The organism is Pseudomonas sp. E1MeOHC2, from assembly GCF_058745025.1.
Genome location: NZ_CP196675.1, coordinates 4,506,965 through 4,522,961, shown reverse-complemented (window position 1 = coordinate 4,522,961; position 15,997 = coordinate 4,506,965). Strand labels below are relative to the sequence as shown.

The window sequence follows — 15,997 nt, the reverse complement described above, 5'->3', positions numbered from 1 at the left end:
GTTATCAATGGTCGCACAACTGTGATCTTTCGCCTGGAACATGAGCAAGGCACGTGCCAAAAAGGGGTCAGAGACGGGGCAGTGATTGCCCGAACAGGGCGAGGCAGGCCATCAGGTGCGCCCGTTGCGGCGGGCTGATCTGAATGTAGCGACGAAACGCCGGCATGCGGTTGACCACCTCGCTGCCGCCCATGTGCTCCAGGGTCAGCCACCAGTGGCCTGCGCGGCACTCCAGGGTCAGGCGCTTGAAATCCAGCGGCATGAGCGCGGCGGTCAGTTGCTCATCGCTCAATAGCCGATCACGTACCTGGGTAAAGCGCGCCTTGTCGCCGTCGCGGTACACGCAGGCAAGGCCAGTACGGCGGATTGCACCCGTATGACGCATTTCAAGGGTAACCCCGCCCTCTTGCAGGGCAGGCATGCACAACTGGAATTCACAGGTCACCACGTGCATCAGCAGGTGGGCCTCGACGCACTCGCGCACCTCGGCATGCCAGCCTTGCGCCGGGTTGTCGATCACCCCGTGGGCGGGTTCCAGCAGGTGCATCTGCACCTGCCCCAGGTTACGCGACAGCAGCCCCAGCGTGGCCCCAGGCCGGTAACCGGCCGGGGCACGCGGTGCCAGCAGGCGCTCACGCAAACGTCTGATCATGATGCCTGTGCTCCACTGCATGGCCTGGCTCTGCCGCGAACTCTTTCTCCAGCACATCCTCCACCCGCGCAGGCTTGAACGGGTTGACCTTCTGCACGCACAGCGTCCAGAACAGCGCATAGGTTGCGGTACAGGCCAGCATGATGGCGAACGGTACGTAGATATCGGCGGGGTTCATGCCCGGCGGGGTGATGAACGCCATGCCGATGACGATACCGCCGCTGGAAATGATCTGCGGCAGCGGGAACAGCGGCGAGCGGTAGGCACGCGGCAGGTCGGGGCGGCGGATGCGCAGGATCACCACCGACAGCGTGACCAGCAGGTAGGCGGTGCTCCAGGCACACACTGCCGCGAGTACCAGGTGCAGGATGTTGTCCGGGTTGCCGCCCAGGTACCAGGCGTGCAGGCAAGGGATCAGGGCAACCACCAGAATGCACAGCAACGGCGTCTTGAAACGTGGATGCAGGTAGGCGAAGGCCTTGGGCAGCGCACCATCCACCGCCATGCCGTAGAGGATGCGCGGCACCCCGGCCATCAAGGTGTTGATGGTGGCGGCGCCGGCAAACAGAAAGCCGATACCCAGCCACACGGGGCCGATATCGCCCATCACCTGCTCGGCGAAACGCGGGATGGCCATGGGCGTGTCGAGTAAGTGCACACCATTGGCGGCATCGAGCACGACGTTTTCCACCTGGCGCTTCATGGCCGCACCGTAGATGAACATGCAACTGGCCACGCCAAACAGGCCCAACGCCATGGCCCGCGGCAGCACCCAGGCCGAACGGCGCAACTCCGGCGCCAGCGGCGTGACGAACTCACAGCCGACGAACATGAACATGGCCATGCCGATCAGCGAGAGGATGGTCATCAGGTCGGTCCCGACCAGCGACGCCCCGAACGGCCCTTCCAGCTCAACCGCCGGCGCGGCAATCAGGCCCAGCACGCCAAACACCATCAACGTGGTCCACATGCCGAAGGTGAGGATCACTTCGGCCCGGCTGAACGCACTGACCCCAAAGGCATTGAGCACCGCGAACGACAACACGAAGCAGACACCCAGCAGCCACGAACCGCCTGCGGACTCAGCCAGGGTATTGAGGTGCTCGAAGTTCACCAGTGCCATGACCCCGGACAGGATGGTTTCGGCGGTACCGGCGAACACATGCACGATCAGGTAGGCCGACAACGTGCCGGTAATGGCGAAGAACCGACCCATGCCACAGTTGATGTAGTCGTACACCGAACCTGTGGTCGGCAGGATCGAGGCCGCCTCGGCAAAGGTGGTCGACTGCGCCAGCATCATCAATGCCGCGATGACCATGGCCAAGGCGAAGGCACTGCCGCCAATGCCAAACCCCATGGTCGCGGTGAGGATCACCGGGCTGGCCATGATCAGCCCGACGGTGCTGGCCAGCGCCGTGGGGAACCCGACACTGCCCCGGTTGAGATGCTCGGTGAGCTTGTTGTTGAGTGACATCGTTATGCCCCGGCTTGTTTTTGTGGCGTTGAACGCGGCAAGCGAACCTGCACGCACGGCTGTTGGTTGCCTCCCTGCGTAATCACTGTGCGCCGCCACTGGCGGGGCGTCTTGCCCATGGCTGCCGTGGCCCTTGTTGCTGCCTGCCAGCACCAGCATGCCTGGCACGCAGCGTCATGCCGCCGTCACGCAGATGCAAGATCAACACCGTGCCCACTCACTATGCTCGACGCTTTGGCGGCCTGCCAGGCCGCGCCCTTCTGCCTTCGGAGTCAGCATGAGCGACATTACCCTTCTTCCCGCCGTCACGGCATTCATGGCCCGACAACATGGCGTGTTCATTCACGGCCAGCACATCGCCAGCCAGTCGTCCTCGACCCTCGGCGTAGTCAACCCGGCCAATGGCGAAACCATCGCCCACATCGCCGACGCCAACCAAGCCGACGTGGACCATGCCGTGCGCTCAGCCCGTCAGGGCTTCACGACGTGGTCACGCACCAGCCCTGCCGCACGCGCCGCCGTGCTGTTCAAGCTGGCGGACCTGCTGGAAGCCAACCGCGAGGAACTGGCCCAGCTCGAAACCTTGCAGTCGGGCAAGCTGATCGGCATCGCGCGGGCGTTCGAAGTCGAGCAGGCCGCGCACTTTTTGCGCTACTACGCAGGCTGGGCCACCAAGATCACCGGCCAGACCATCACCCCATCCCTGCCCTCGTTTGCCGGCGAGCGCTACAGCGCCTTCACCCTGCGCGAACCGATTGGCGTGGTCGTGGGCATCGTGCCGTGGAACTTCGCCACCATGATCGCCATCTGGAAGCTGGCCTCGGCCCTCACCACCGGCTGCAGCATCATTCTCAAACCCAGCGAGTTCACCCCGCTGACGTTGCTGCGCATTGCCGAGCTGGCCAGCGAGGCCGGCCTACCGCCGGGCGCACTCAACGTGTTGACCGGTGGCGGCCTGGTGGGCAAGGCGCTGATCGAGCACCCCGGCACCGACAAGGTTTCGTTCACAGGTTCCGTGCCTACCGGCATCGCCGTCGGCCAGGCCGCCATGGGCGCGAAGCTGACCCGGGCAACGCTGGAGCTGGGCGGCAAGAACTCGGTAGCGTTCCTGCCGGATGTGGCGCTCGACAAGGCCGTCGACGGCATCATCGAAGCGGGCTTCCTGCACTCGGGGCAGATTTGCGCCGCAGGTGAGCGCTTCTTCGTCCACCGCTCGCGCATCGACCCGCTGCTCGACGCGCTGTCCCAGCGCCTGGGCCAACTGAAAATCGGTTCGCCGCTGGATGAGTCGACCCAGTTCGGCCCCGTGGCCAACAAGCCACACCAGCAAAAACTGGCCGAACTGTTCGCCACCGCGCGCAGCGAAGGCAGCCAGATCATCCACGGCGGGCACATTGGCGATGGCCCAGGCTGCTTTGTCGAGCCGACGGTGATACTCGCCAAGTCGGCAAGCGACACCCTGCTCAACCAGGAAACCTTTGGCCCGGTGGCCACCTTCCTGCCTTACGATGACGAAGACGAACTGCTGCACCTGATGAACGCTACGCCCTACGGCCTCAGTGCCAGCCTGTGGACCAACGACCTGGGCAAGGCCATGCGGCTTGTCCCAGAAATCCAGGCCGGCACCCTGTGGGTCAACATGCACACCTTGCTCGACCCGGCCGTGCCTTTCGGCGGTATCAAGGCGTCCGGCATCGGCCGCGAGTTCGGCTCGGCGTTCATCGATGATTTCACCGAGCTCAAGTCGGTGATGATCCGCTACTAAAAGCAGCCCACTGAGTAGACCTGGCCAAGGCGTGCAAGCGCCTTGGCAGCCACGAACAAGACCCCACCCAGCCATCCACGCGCTAATAGGCCGTCGCAGCCAACCGCGACGGCACCTCGCCCCCACGAGGATGCCCCCGAAAAACAAAGGCTGCCTTGCAAGGTGCCGAGAACAATCGAGGGAAGTGCTATGTTCAAACCGCAACGGCTGTCCGCCCTGGCCCTGGCCACTCTTCTGGCCAGCCAGGCAGCGCCGGCCTACGAGCTTTACGCCGACGACGACAGCCACTTGAATGCCGACATGCTCGCGGTGTGGGGCATGTTCAACAGCCGCAAGAACTATGACGGCACCACCGGTGGCTCGACCTGGCGTGAGGGCTTCATCAAGTACGGCCTGAGCGGCGATCAGGGCCTGGCGGACAATGGCACCCTGTATGGCGCATTGAACTGGGTGAGCTCCGCCACCTGGGGCGATGGCGATGCCGCTGGCAATACCGATGGCTCCGAACGCACCACCAAGATCGAGGACGCCTACCTGGGCTGGCGTTCAGGCGATCTGTTGCCCTGGTTGGGCAAGGACGGTGTGGATATTTCCGCAGGGCGGCAGGTGATCCGTCTGGGCAGCGGCTTCCTGATCAACGACGACGGCCCCAACCTGGGCAACGGCGTGGCGGACGGCACCCTGGACCGCGGCGGCGCCTACTACCTGGCTGCGCGCCATGCGTTCGACCGCACGGCGATCCTGCGCCTGGGCGGGCAAGATGGGCTGCATGGCAGCCTGTTGTGGCTCAAGTCCGATAACCGTGCCCAAGCCGAGACCGAACTGGCCGCAGGCACCCTGGACTACACCCATGCCCTGGGCACCTTGGGGCTGACCTGGGTGCATGGCATCGACGTCACCGACCAATGGGCCAGCGCATTCCAGCAAGCGCGGGAAGGCATGGACGTCTACAGCCTGCGGGGCGAAGGCAGCGCCGGTATCGACAATGCCAGTTTCGCCTTCGAATACGCCTGGCAAGACAAGCAAGGCGGCCCGGAAAAAGCCTGGTACCTGCAGGCTGGCTACACCTTCGCCGACCTGCCATGGGCGCCTCAGGTGACCTATCGCTACACCCGCTACTCGGCCGGCTGGGACTCGCTGTTCAGTGGCCTGTCCAGTGGCTACGGCACCTGGTTCCAGGGTGAAGTCGCCGCCAACTACGCAGGCCCATTCAACAGCAATACCGGCATCCACCATGTTGGCGTGAAGGCTACTGCGCTGGAAAACCTAACGGTCGGCGTGCTGTATTTCGACTTCGATACCGTGCGTACTCGCGACAGCCTCAACCTAGACGCCCGGGAACTTGATGTCTACCTGGAATGGGCGGTCAACGACCACCTGATCATCAGCCCGCTGGTGGGCCTGTATCAGCCTCGCAAGGATGAGCGCAGCGGCGGCAACCAGGTGGGTGGTAACGGCACCAACGTCTACAGCCAGTTGACTGTCGCGGTGCCGTTCTAAACCACCTGCGAATGGGGCTACGGGGTGCATGGCACCGGCTTCGCCGGTGTTCGCGGGGCAAGCCCGCTCCCACAGGTATTGCGTCAATTTTTAGAACTTGAACAAGACAGTGCTCCCACATTTAGAGATCGCTCATCCCACCCTGGCACAACGGGTCAAATCGCCTGGCACGCTGACGCAAGACGGCCTGCCGGTCGTTAGCGAAACTGACGGCACGAATCACACCCCAGCCATAACAACAACACCTGACAACGGCCGCCCTGCGAGACTCGCCATGACCCTCGATACCCGAATTGACTTCATCTACCTGTCTGAACAGGACATGATCCGCGCCGGCGTCACCGACATGCCCGCCTGTGTCGACACCATGGAAGAAATGTTCGACCTGCTCTACCAGGGCGATTACCGCATGGCCGGCCCGAACAACGACTCCCACGGCGCGATGATCACCTTCCCCGAGCAATCGCCGTTCCCGCACATGCCCAAGCCGACCGCAGACCGTCGCATGATGGCCATGCCCGCCTACCTGGGCGGCAACTTCCGTACCGCAGGCGCCAAATGGTACGGCTCGAACATCGCCAACCGGGAAAAGGGCCTGCCGCGCTCGATCCTGATGTTCACCCTCAACGACGCCGACACCGGCGCGCCCCTGGCGCACATGTCGGCCAACCTGCTGTCGGCGTACCGCACCGGCGCCATCCCCGGTGTCGGCGCGCGCCACCTGGCCCGTAAGGACGCCAAGGTCATCGGCCTGGCCGGGCCCGGTGTGATGGGCAAGACCACGGTGGCCGCGTTCATGGCCGTGTGCCCGCAGGTGGACACGATCAAGATCAAGGGCCGTGGCCAGAAGAACCTTGATGAATTCGTTGCCTGGGTCAAGGCGAGCTTCCCGCAGATCACCACCCTCCGCGTCGTGCAGACCCTGGAAGAGGTAGTGCGTGACGCCGACCTGGTCAGCTATTGCAGCTCGGGCGAAGTCGGCGACCCCTCCACCTATCCGCTGGTGCGGCGCGAGTGGGTCAAGCCCGGCGCGTTTCTGGCAATGCCCGCCCCCTGCAGCATCGATGAAGGCATGGAGCGTTCGGATGTGCGCAAAGTGGTGGACAACACCGGGCTGTACGAAGCGTGGTTCGAGGAACTGCCCAAGCCTGCGCACAACCATGTGCCGCTGGTAGGCGTGCGCTTCATGGACATGATCGCCGAAGGCAAGCTCGACGCCGCGCACGTCGAAGACATCGGCAAGATCATCAGCGGTGATGCACCAGGGCGCCTGAACGACGACGAAATCATCCTCATGTCAGTCGGCGGCATGCCCGTCGAAGACGTCGCCTGGGGCACCGTCGTGTACCGCAACGCGGTCGAGAAAGGCATCGGTGTGAAGCTCAACCTCTGGGAAAAACCCGTCCTCAGATGATCCCCTCAACTCAAAAAGGTTACCCCCATGACTCAAATCACCAAACTGAAAACCGGCTCGAAATTCGAAGACATGGCCAGCTACTCCCGCCTGGTGGCGGTGGACAACTGGATCTACGTGTCCAACACCGCCGGGCGCAACCCGCAAACCCAAGTCATCCCCGAAGACGTGATCGAACAGACCCACCAGGTGTTCGCCAACATCGAAAGCGCACTGGCGGCAGTCGATTCAAGGCTGGGCGATGTCATCAGCTCGCGCGTGTTCATCCAGGACCCGGCCGATGTGCCCAAGGTGATGGAAGTGATCGGCGAGAAATTCAGAGGCATTGACCCGTCCACCACCGTCACCTGCCCACCCTTGGGCTCGACCGTCTACAAGGTCGAGCTGGAAGTGACGGCGTACCGGGGTGCCTCGCGCGCGCAGGTCACGCTGATCCGGCTGGGCGAGTGATACACCAGCCTTGAACCCGCAACGTTCCGTTCACACTGCCGCCGAGTGAAGCCATGTCCCCCGTCATTGATCCTGTGCACACCCCGACCACCCACCCTCAGGCCACGAGCGTGGTGATCATCGGGGGAGGCATCATCGGCCTTACCGCAGCCCTGACCCTGGCCGAGCGCAACATCCCCGTGGTGGTGCTGGAGAAAGGCCGCCTTGCGGGCGAGCAGTCTTCGCGCAACCTTGGCTGGGTGCGCAAGACCAACCGCCATGCGCACGACATTCCGTTGGCCCTGGCGGCCGATCAATTGTGGGCGAAGATGGCAGAACGGGTGGGCTGCGATGTGGGCTACCGGCAAGCAGGTATCATGTTCGTCGGCCGTAACGACACGCAGATGGGCATGCACGAGAGCTGGCTCAAGAGCATCGAGCACCTGGGGCTGGACTCTCGCCTGCTCAGCAACAAGGAGATTGCCAACAAGGTGCCAGGTGGCCGCGCCGACTGGGCCGGCGGTATTTACACCGCCTCGGACGCCCGCGCGGAACCGACCCTGGCGGCCAGTGCCATCGCCCGTGCAGCAATCGCCAAAGGCGCGGTAATCGTGGAGAACTGCGCCGTGCGCACACTGGTCACCGCCGCCGGCAGGGTCAGCGGCGTCGTCACCGAGCAAGGCGAAATCCGCTGCGAGCAGGTGTTGCTTGCCGGTGGTTTGTGGTCTCGCAAGTTTCTCGGCAACCTCAACATCGACCTGCCCACCCTGCCGCTGACCTGTTCTGTGCTGCGTACCCACCCACTGGAAGGCCCGACCGACATTGCCGTGGGCGCACCGGACTTTTCCTTCCGCAAGCACAAGGATGGCGGCTACATCATTACCCAGCGCGGGGCGCTCGATGCGTTCCTGACCCTGGACCACCTGTTGCTGGGCAGGCGCTACCTGCCGCAACTCAAAGCACAGCGTGACTTCTTGCGCATCAGCTTCGGCAAGTACTTTTTCAAGGACCTGGCCCTGGCCCGGCGCTGGGGCGCCTCGCAGGTCACGCCCTTCGAGCGCGTCAGGGTTCAGGACCCGCAGGCCAACACGGCACTCAACGACGAAGCCCTGCGCAACCTCAAGGCCGCATGGCCCGTGTTCGAGCAGGCACGGATCGCCTCTGCCTGGGCGGGCACGATCGACGTCACCCCGGACTCCAACCCGGTAATCGGCCCGGTGCAAGCCATTCCCGGCCTGACGCTGGCGACCGGGTTTTCCGGCCATGGCTTTGGCACCTCGCCGGCGGCGGGCCAATTGGCGGCCGACCTGGTTTCGCAGGCGCCACCGCTGATCGATCCAAGCCCCTACCGGTTCGAACGCTTCGCCTAAGCCCGGCGTTGGAGCGATTCAACTATCCACCTTGTGCATAGTTGAATCCCGGCTTGCGCTACCGGCAGCGCGCTGCCCCGGTGCTATATTCGGGGCCTCTGCACAGCGGTCCATGTCCCGAACAGGAGCAAGCGTGAGTTCTTTCACCTACACGATAAACCCAGACATTTTTGCCGATCACCCGCAGTACCGGCGCGGCGTGATCGTCTTCAAGGCATTGGACAACAGCCGCCCCGACGCGGCGCTGACTGCACTGCTCAGGCAAGCCGAGGTCGAGCTTCGCCAGCGGATCGAGGGCAACCCGGCCGACTATCCGCCAATCGCAGCGTGGCGGGACGCCTACCGGCTGTTCGGCGCCAAACCTTCGGAGCATCGCAGTTCGATCGAAGCGCTCAGCCGCCGCGTGCTCAAGCCAGATAGCCTGCCGGACATCAACCCACTGGTCGATATCGGCAACCTGGTGTCCCTGCGCCATGTGCTGCCAGCCGGTGTGCACCCTGTCGGCCCCGAGTCCAAACACCTGACCTTGCGCAAGACGGTTGCCGAAGACCGCTTTCTCGCAGGCCCAGGCGACGCACTGGAAACCCCTTCCCCAGGTGAAGTCGTACTGGCTGCCGGCAATCGGGTACTGACCCGGCGCTGGACCTGGCGCCAAGCGGGCGACACCCGCACCCTCGCCGACACAGACTGCGTCTTTTTCGACATCGATGGCCTGCCTCCAATCAGCCGAGAAAACGTACTGGCCGCGATATTCGACATCGTCTCGCTGGTCGAGCGCTACTGCGGCGGCCTCTGCGTTGGGCATGCCGTGCTGGATGCCGACCACCCCACGTTCACTGTCAGCCTCGACTGAGGGCAATGATGAACAGTGCCTTCAGCCATTTGAGCATTGCGCAACTGACGGCACTGTTGACGATTCTTGAACTGCGCAACCTGAGCCAGGCGGCCCTGCGCCTGGGCACCAGCCAGTCCGGTGTCAGCCGCCATCTGGCGCAGTTCCGCGAAGCCTTTGCCGACCCGCTGATGATCAGGCAACAGCGTGAGTATGTGCTGACCGAGCGCGGGGAAGCGTTGATCGAACCGATCAAGACCATCCTGGAAAAACTCCAGGAAATGAGCACCCCCACAGCATTCACCCCCCTCACCTGCGCCCGGCGTTTTCGCCTGGCAGGTTCGGACTATGTCGCACAGCACATCCTGCCGGGCTTGCTTGCACAGATGGCAGACCTCGCCCCAGGGGCCGATATCGATTTTCGGCTGTGGCAGCCCGACCGTTTCGAGTGGTTGGCGACGGGTGAACTGGATGTCGTCACCAGCATGCTGGAAGGCACTCCCGCCGCCTATCACGGCAGGATCATCGGTGAAGACCGCGCCGTGTGCTGTATGCGTGACGACCACCCGCTGGCGTCCCTTTCAACGTTGGATATCACCGCCTACCTGGCGTGGCGCCATGTCAAGATCACCACCGGCGGCGACAAGGACGGCTTCCTCGAAGCCTACCTGCGAAGGCACAGCCTGCAGCGCGACCTGAAGCTCAGCGTCCCCTTCTACTCTGCAGCCCTGAGCGTGATTCGCGACAGCGACCTGTTGTTGATGCTGCCCGAGCACATCGCACGAAAATGGTCGGAACAAGGGGGTGTCTGCTATCGCCCCCTGGACTTCATGGCGCATCAATTCCGCTACTGGGTGGTGTGGCACAGCCGCACCCACAGCTCACCTGAACATGCCTGGTTCCGGCGCCTTGTTCATACCCATTGCCAGCAATCGCACTCCCTTAGCCCGGGCACTTGAACCCGTTGAAGCTGACTATCCAGTATCTGCATAGTCCGCATTTAATAACTGAAACTTCGTTGGAAACTTTTGGTGTTAACGTAGTTGCCAGCCAGGTGACACGTTAAACCCGCTGCGCCTCGCTTAATCCACTACCGAGCACGTCCCTTATTACTCTGCCAAATCATTCAGATTCGCGGGCAGGCGCCCGTGCACCTGAAAACAATCGAGAATAAAACGATGAGCAGAACCAACGTTTCACAACCCGCGTTCGAGCGAAACCTTTCAAACCGGCATATTCAAATGATCGGGCTGGGCGGGGCCATTGGCACTGGCCTGTTCCTGGGCAGTGCCGGTGTTATCAAGTCGGCGGGGCCAAGCCTGCTGATTGGCTACATGATTGCAGGGCTCATCGCTTTTCTGATCATGCGCCAGCTGGGCGAGATGCTGGTGGATGAACCCGTCTCCGGATCGCTTAGCCATTTTGGCAATAAATACGGCGGTGGCTTCATGGGCTACCTCACCGGCTGGAACTATACCGTCACTTACTTTCTGGTGGGCATGGCCGAACTTACCGCACTCGGTAAATACATGCAGTTCTGGTGGCCCGAACTTCCAACCTGGGCAACGGCCGGGTTCTTTCTGGTATTGATCAGCGGCATCAATACCCTCAACGTCAAGGTTTATGGTGAGTCGGAGTTCTGGTTCGCAATCATCAAAGTAGGCGCAGTTGTGATGATGATCGCGATGGGCAGCTGGTTCATTTTCGGCCCCAACACGCCGCCGCAGGCAGCGGTCAGCAACCTGTGGAGCCACGGTGGTTTCATGCCCCATGGCTGGCATGGGCTGATCATGGCGCTGCCGTTGATCATGTTCGCCTTCGGCGGCCTGGAGTTCATCGGTTTCACCGCGGGCGAAGCCAAGCACCCAAGCAAGACCATCCCCCGCGCCATCAACGCCGTGCTGTATCGCATCGGCTTGTTTTATGTCCTGGCGTTGGCCGTGCTGTTGGCACTGACCCCGTGGGACAACCTGGTCGCTTCGCTGACTGCATCGGGTGACCCCTACAGCGCCAGCCCGTTCGTCAAGATTCTGAGCCTGCTGAACATTGATTACGCGGCCCACGTACTCAACTTCGTGGTGCTGACGGCTGCCCTGTCGGTTTACAACGCGGTGGTGTACTGCAACTCACGCCAACTGCATGCCATGGCGCACCAGGGCCATGCCCCCCGTGCGTTGATCAAGTTGAGCGAGCGGCGTATCCCGATCAATGCACTTCTGCTCACCGGCCTGGTGACGGCAAGTTCGGTTGTTATCAACTACCTGTCGCCGGAAGGTGCACTGGAAACACTGATGTCGCTGGTGGTTGCCACCACGATGATGAACTGGGCGCTGACCAGCTTCATCCACTTGAAGTTCCGCAAGGCCAAGCGTGAAGCAGGCCAGCTCACCGCCTACCGCTCCCCGCTGTACCCGTTCACCAATTACCTGTGCATGGCCTTTATTGCCGGGTTACTGCTGATCATTGCCTTTATCCCAGGCATGCGTATTTCGGTACTGCTGATGCCGTGCTGGTTATTGGTCATGTTCCTCAGTTACCGAAAGTTGAAAAGCAACCCGGCCGCTACTCACATTGTTTCCAGCCCTTCCTGATAGGTACCCCGATGAAAACTGATCAAGCGAACGTGCAGACTCTTACCGGGGGCGACGCCATCGTCGAGAGCCTCAAAGCCCATGGCGTGGATACTGTGTTCGCGCTGCCGGGCGCGCAGATCTATGGCCTGACCGATGCCCTGGCCCGTAATAGTGACAGCCTGCGTATCTACGGCGCGCGTCACGAGCAAACCAGTGCCTACATGGCATTCGGTTATGCCCGCTCCACCGGGCGCCCAGGGGTCTTCACCGTTGTGCCCGGCCCGGGCATCCTCAACGCCAGCGCGGCGATGCTGACCGCGCAGGGTTGCAACGCCCCGGTGCTGGCCCTGACCGGCGACGTCATGAGCCCCTTCAAGGACCGCGGGCGCGGCCAGTTGCATGAACTGCCACGACAGCTCGAAGTGCTGCAAAGCATTGGCAAGTGGGCGGCCCATATCGAGCAACCTGCCGAGACCTCTTGGCGCGTCGCCCAGGCCTTCCAGGCGATGCAATCGGGCCGGCCAGGCGTGGTGTCACTGCAAGCCTCGTGGGACTTTTTCACCCAGCGCGCTGCGGTGCAGATCCAGCAACCTCTCGCGCTGCAGCCAAAGCCTCCAGTCGACACCGATGCCGTGGACGTCGCAGCGAAGCTGCTGAGCCAAGCCTCGAACGCGATGATCTTCGTCGGTTCGGGTGCTTTGGACGCCAGTGCTGAAGTCAATCAACTGGCCGAGGTATTGGGTGCACCCGTCGTAAGCTTCCGAGGCGGGCGCGGTGTCGTCTCCGACGACCATCCCCTGGGCTTTACCGTCGCAGCAGGTGCACGGATCTGGGCACAGACCGATGTCGCCGTGGTCATCGGCTCACGCTTCGAGCTGCTGGATATTCGCTGGCGCCACCGCCCTGCAGGGCTGAAGCTGATTCGTATCGATATCGACCCGGCTGAAGTGCGCCGCATTGCAGCGGACGTCAACCTGGTGGCCGACGCAGCCGATGGCGCTGCGGCCCTGGCCCAGGCAGTGCTCAAGCACGGCGCTCCCAAACGGCGTGATGCGCAGCTGGCTGAAACCAAGGCCGCCGCCGAGCAGGCCATCCAGTGCGTGCAACCGCAACTGGACTACCTGCGCGTGATCCGTGATGTCTTGCCACGAGACGGCTTCTTCATCGAGGAAATTTCCCAGGTGGGCTTCACCTCGATCTTTGGCTTCCCAGTGTACAAACCGCGCACCCTGGTCACCTCGGGCCACCAAGGCACCCTGGGCTTCGGCTTCCCGACTGCACTGGGGGTAAAGGCAGCCCACCCGGACAAAGCCGTGGTCTCGATCTGCGGTGACGGCGGCTTCATGTTTGCTGCCCAGGAGTTGGCAACGGCAGTGCAGTACAAGCTCAATCTGGTCACCTTGGTGTTCAACAACAACGCATTCGGCAACGTCTATCGCGACCAGCAGGAAAGCTTCGGTGGGCGCCTGCTGGGCTCGGAGCTGGTCAACCCGGACTTCGTCAAATTCGCCGAAGCCTTCGGCGTCGAGGCACACCGTGTAGACAGCCCGGCACGCCTGCGCCCGGTGCTGGACCGTGCCTTCGCAGCCGACAAACCCGTGCTGATCGAAATCACGGTCCCGCGCGGCAGCGACTCAAGCCCGTGGCAGTTCCTGCACCCAAGCTTCTCTCACTAAAATTGGAGGTAACCCAGATGTTCGAGCAGGTCGAAGCCTACCCAGGCGACCCCATTCTGTCCCTGATGGACGACTTCCACGGCGACAACCGCGCCGAGAAGGTCAACCTGAGCATTGGCTTCTATTACGATGAAGCAGGACAGGTACCGGTGCTGGACACAGTCAAGGCAGCCAAGGCGAAACTCGATGGCGTCGCCCCCGCAGCCAACCTGTACCTGCCCATGGATGGCCACCCAGCTTTTCGCAACGCGGTTCAAGCCTATTTGTTCGGCGAGATCGCCCCGCAAACAAGCGATCGCATCGTCACCCTGCAATCGGTAGGTGGCTCCGGGGCCTTGCGCGTGGGGGCCGACTTCCTCAAGCGTTACTACCCCGAGGCGGGCGTGTGGGTCAGCGACCCAACCTGGGACAACCACCTCGCAATCTTCAGCGGCGCCGGCTTCCCGGTTAACCGCTACCCGTACCTGGACGAGACGGGTAGCCACGTCGCGTTCGAGCGCATGCTGGCCTGTTTCGAGCAACTGCCCGCGCACGCCATCGTGCTGCTGCATGCCTGTTGCCATAACCCGACCGGCATCGACCTGACCCCGCAGCAGTGGGACGCGGTATTCGACCTGTGCCGCCACCGCAGCCTGATTCCGTTCCTGGATGCGGCCTATCTGGGCATGGGCGACGGTGTCGACCAGGACGCCTACGCCATCCGCGCGCTGGCCAAGGCTGGCATTACCGGGCTGGTGGCGAACTCGTTCTCCAAGGTGTTCTCCTTGTACGGCGAGCGCGTGGGTTCGTTGTCGGTGGTCTGTGAAAATGAAGCGATTGCCGCGTGCGTTGCCGGCCAGCTCAAGGGGACGGTGCGGACCAACTACTCCAACCCGCCAAGGCACGGGGCCGAACTGGTTGCCACCATCCTGACCGACGATGACCTGCGCCAGGCATGGCGCGCCGAGCTTGAGGCGATGCGCCTGCGCATGGTCGACATGCGCCATGCACTGCATGCCAAGGTCAAGGGCATCGACGCTTCACTGAATGTGAACTACCTGCTCGATCAGAAAGGCATGTTCAGTTACACAGGCCTTAGCGCGGATGCCGTGGACAGCATCCGCGAGCAGCATGCGGTGTACCTGATTCGAAGCGGCCGTCTCTGCATCGCGGGCCTCAACGAGGCCAACCTGGACGCTGTCGCCAACGCTCTGGCAAGCCACTCGGCAGGTTGATTTACGCTGGCGCCCGCAAGGGCGCCTTCAGCGGCGCGGCGCATCAGCGAAATTGCGCGTAGCTCTCACACTCTTTCGCCTCACAGGCAGTTGCGAATTTGCTTACAGTGAAATACTGTATGCACATACAGCAAAAACAAGGAAATGCCTGTGGCCAGCACCTCCTCAGCAACGCCGAGTAGCTATGAGCAACTGGGTGTTCGTATCCAGAAGATCATCAACAGCCCCACCGCCCAGCGCAGCCGTGCCGCGCTCATCTTCCGCCTGGAGCAGGAGTCCCCGGATGATTGGGAAACCCTGCTCGAAGAAATCGCCGAAAACGACAACGTCACCCTTGCCCATCGCGACGATGGTGGCGTACAGATTTTCTGGACCGTACCCAAGGAAGACTGACCACGCATGAGAGTTTCGTTTTTCGCTGCCGCCTGCCTGCTAGTGTCCATCCCGTTCGCCCATGCCGATGCTCCACGCACCTTCCAGGAGGCCAAGAAGGTCGCCTGGAAGTTGTACGCGCCACAGTCGACGGAGTTCTATTGCGGCTGCAAGTACAAAGGCAACAAGGTCGACCTGGCCTCTTGCGGCTATACACCGCGCAAGAATGCCCAACGGGCTTCGCGCATCGAATGGGAGCACATCGTGCCAGCCTGGCAGATCGGCCACCAGCGCCAGTGCTGGCAGGACGGCGGGCGCAAACAGTGCTCGCAACACGATGAGGTGTACAAGCGCGCCGAGGCTGACCTGCACAACCTGGTGCCCAGCATCGGCGAGGTCAACGGCGACCGCAGCAACTTCAGTTTCGGTTGGCTGCCCGAGCAGCGGGGCCAGTATGGCAGTTGCCTGACCCAGGTCGACTTCAAGGCCAAGAAGGTCATGCCACGCCCATCTATCCGGGGCATGATCGCACGCACGTACTTCTACATGAGCAAGCAGTACAACCTGCGCTTGTCGAAGCAGGACCGCCAGCTGTTCGAGGCCTGGAACAAGACGTATCCGCCGCAGGTTTGGGAACTGCAGCGCAACCAGCAGGTGGCCTGCGTGATGGGGCGCGGTAACGCGTTTGTCGGGCCGGTCAACCTCAAGGCCTGCGGCTGAGGT

At 62.5% G+C, this 15,997-nt stretch carries 14 protein-coding genes; 12 read left to right on the top strand and 2 right to left on the bottom strand.

The features are described 5' to 3' along the window. Positions 1-67: 67 nt before the first annotated feature. Both ACSSU5_RS20505 and ACSSU5_RS20500 read right to left on the bottom strand, forming a co-directional pair. A complete protein-coding gene (locus ACSSU5_RS20505; protein WP_492559653.1) occupies positions 68-652 on the bottom strand; it encodes a DUF3156 family protein in 585 nt (194 codons plus the stop codon). Further along, a complete protein-coding gene (locus tag ACSSU5_RS20500) occupies positions 633-2,129 on the bottom strand; it encodes an APC family permease (protein WP_492559652.1) in 1,497 nt (498 codons plus the stop codon). Before ACSSU5_RS20500 ends, ACSSU5_RS20505 begins: the two co-directional genes overlap by 20 nt. A gap of 277 nt (positions 2,130-2,406) precedes the next feature. On the opposite strand from ACSSU5_RS20500, the gene ACSSU5_RS20495 reads away from it, so the two are divergent. The 12 genes from ACSSU5_RS20495 to ACSSU5_RS20440 all read left to right on the top strand — a co-directional run bounded on the left by ACSSU5_RS20495 (position 2,407) and on the right by ACSSU5_RS20440 (position 15,994). Beyond that, positions 2,407-3,894, top strand: coding sequence for an aldehyde dehydrogenase family protein (locus ACSSU5_RS20495; RefSeq protein WP_492559651.1), 1,488 nt, complete (start codon positions 2,407-2,409; stop codon positions 3,892-3,894). 189 nt (positions 3,895-4,083) lie between these two features. Continuing rightward, the gene (locus tag ACSSU5_RS20490) at positions 4,084-5,394 is read left to right on the top strand and encodes an alginate export family protein (protein WP_492559650.1); all 1,311 of its coding nucleotides are present in this window, start codon (positions 4,084-4,086) and stop codon (positions 5,392-5,394) included. A 274-nt stretch (positions 5,395-5,668) separates the two neighbouring features. After that, the gene (locus ACSSU5_RS20485) at positions 5,669-6,808 is read left to right on the top strand and encodes an ornithine cyclodeaminase family protein (RefSeq protein ID WP_492559649.1); all 1,140 of its coding nucleotides are present in this window, start codon (positions 5,669-5,671) and stop codon (positions 6,806-6,808) included. A 27-nt stretch (positions 6,809-6,835) separates the two neighbouring features. Then, positions 6,836-7,258 carry a RidA family protein gene (locus ACSSU5_RS20480; protein ID WP_492559648.1) on the top strand — a complete coding sequence of 141 codons (423 nt, stop codon included), beginning with the start codon at positions 6,836-6,838 and terminating at the stop codon, positions 7,256-7,258. 53 nt (positions 7,259-7,311) lie between these two features. Further along, a complete protein-coding gene (locus ACSSU5_RS20475) occupies positions 7,312-8,607 on the top strand; it encodes an NAD(P)/FAD-dependent oxidoreductase (protein ID WP_264313857.1) in 1,296 nt (431 codons plus the stop codon). Positions 8,608-8,740: 133 nt separating this feature from the next. Further along, positions 8,741-9,460 carry a B3/B4 domain-containing protein gene (locus ACSSU5_RS20470; protein ID WP_492559647.1) on the top strand — a complete coding sequence of 240 codons (720 nt, stop codon included), beginning with the start codon at positions 8,741-8,743 and terminating at the stop codon, positions 9,458-9,460. An 8-nt stretch (positions 9,461-9,468) separates the two neighbouring features. Then, the gene (locus ACSSU5_RS20465; RefSeq protein WP_492559646.1) at positions 9,469-10,398 is read left to right on the top strand and encodes a LysR family transcriptional regulator; all 930 of its coding nucleotides are present in this window, start codon (positions 9,469-9,471) and stop codon (positions 10,396-10,398) included. A gap of 219 nt (positions 10,399-10,617) precedes the next feature. Continuing rightward, positions 10,618-12,030: an amino acid permease gene (locus ACSSU5_RS20460; protein WP_492559645.1), complete on the top strand. Its 1,413-nt coding sequence runs from the start codon at positions 10,618-10,620 to the stop codon at positions 12,028-12,030. An 11-nt stretch (positions 12,031-12,041) separates the two neighbouring features. Further along, entirely contained in the window at positions 12,042-13,688 is a 1,647-nt protein-coding gene (locus tag ACSSU5_RS20455; RefSeq protein ID WP_492559644.1) for a thiamine pyrophosphate-dependent enzyme, read from the top strand. Positions 13,689-13,705: 17 nt separating this feature from the next. Further along, positions 13,706-14,902 carry an amino acid aminotransferase gene (locus tag ACSSU5_RS20450; protein ID WP_492559643.1) on the top strand — a complete coding sequence of 399 codons (1,197 nt, stop codon included), beginning with the start codon at positions 13,706-13,708 and terminating at the stop codon, positions 14,900-14,902. Positions 14,903-15,052: 150 nt separating this feature from the next. Further along, positions 15,053-15,295, top strand: a complete 243-nt coding sequence (locus ACSSU5_RS20445) for a DUF1654 domain-containing protein (RefSeq protein ID WP_027596110.1) — start codon at positions 15,053-15,055, stop codon at positions 15,293-15,295. Between the two features lie 6 nt (positions 15,296-15,301). After that, complete coding sequence (locus ACSSU5_RS20440; RefSeq protein ID WP_264313863.1) at positions 15,302-15,994, top strand: endonuclease I family protein; 693 nt, start codon at positions 15,302-15,304, stop codon at positions 15,992-15,994. The last annotated feature ends 3 nt before the right edge of the window (positions 15,995-15,997 follow it).

Bases quoted from the DNA above. Each gene is read 5' to 3' on its own strand.
- ACSSU5_RS20505 (WP_492559653.1), bottom strand. From the start codon at position 652: ATGATCAGACGTTTGCGTGAGCGCCTGCTGGCACCGCGTGCCCCGGCC.
- ACSSU5_RS20500 (WP_492559652.1), bottom strand. From the start codon at position 2,129: ATGTCACTCAACAACAAGCTCACCGAGCATCTCAACCGGGGCAGTGTC.
- ACSSU5_RS20495 (WP_492559651.1), top strand. From the start codon at position 2,407: ATGAGCGACATTACCCTTCTTCCCGCCGTCACGGCATTCATGGCCCGA.
- ACSSU5_RS20490 (WP_492559650.1), top strand. From the start codon at position 4,084: ATGTTCAAACCGCAACGGCTGTCCGCCCTGGCCCTGGCCACTCTTCTG.
- ACSSU5_RS20485 (WP_492559649.1), top strand. From the start codon at position 5,669: ATGACCCTCGATACCCGAATTGACTTCATCTACCTGTCTGAACAGGAC.
- ACSSU5_RS20480 (WP_492559648.1), top strand. From the start codon at position 6,836: ATGACTCAAATCACCAAACTGAAAACCGGCTCGAAATTCGAAGACATG.
- ACSSU5_RS20475 (WP_264313857.1), top strand. From the start codon at position 7,312: ATGTCCCCCGTCATTGATCCTGTGCACACCCCGACCACCCACCCTCAG.
- ACSSU5_RS20465 (WP_492559646.1), top strand. From the start codon at position 9,469: ATGAACAGTGCCTTCAGCCATTTGAGCATTGCGCAACTGACGGCACTG.
- ACSSU5_RS20460 (WP_492559645.1), top strand. From the start codon at position 10,618: ATGAGCAGAACCAACGTTTCACAACCCGCGTTCGAGCGAAACCTTTCA.
- ACSSU5_RS20455 (WP_492559644.1), top strand. From the start codon at position 12,042: ATGAAAACTGATCAAGCGAACGTGCAGACTCTTACCGGGGGCGACGCC.
- ACSSU5_RS20450 (WP_492559643.1), top strand. From the start codon at position 13,706: ATGTTCGAGCAGGTCGAAGCCTACCCAGGCGACCCCATTCTGTCCCTG.
- ACSSU5_RS20440 (WP_264313863.1), top strand. From the start codon at position 15,302: ATGAGAGTTTCGTTTTTCGCTGCCGCCTGCCTGCTAGTGTCCATCCCG.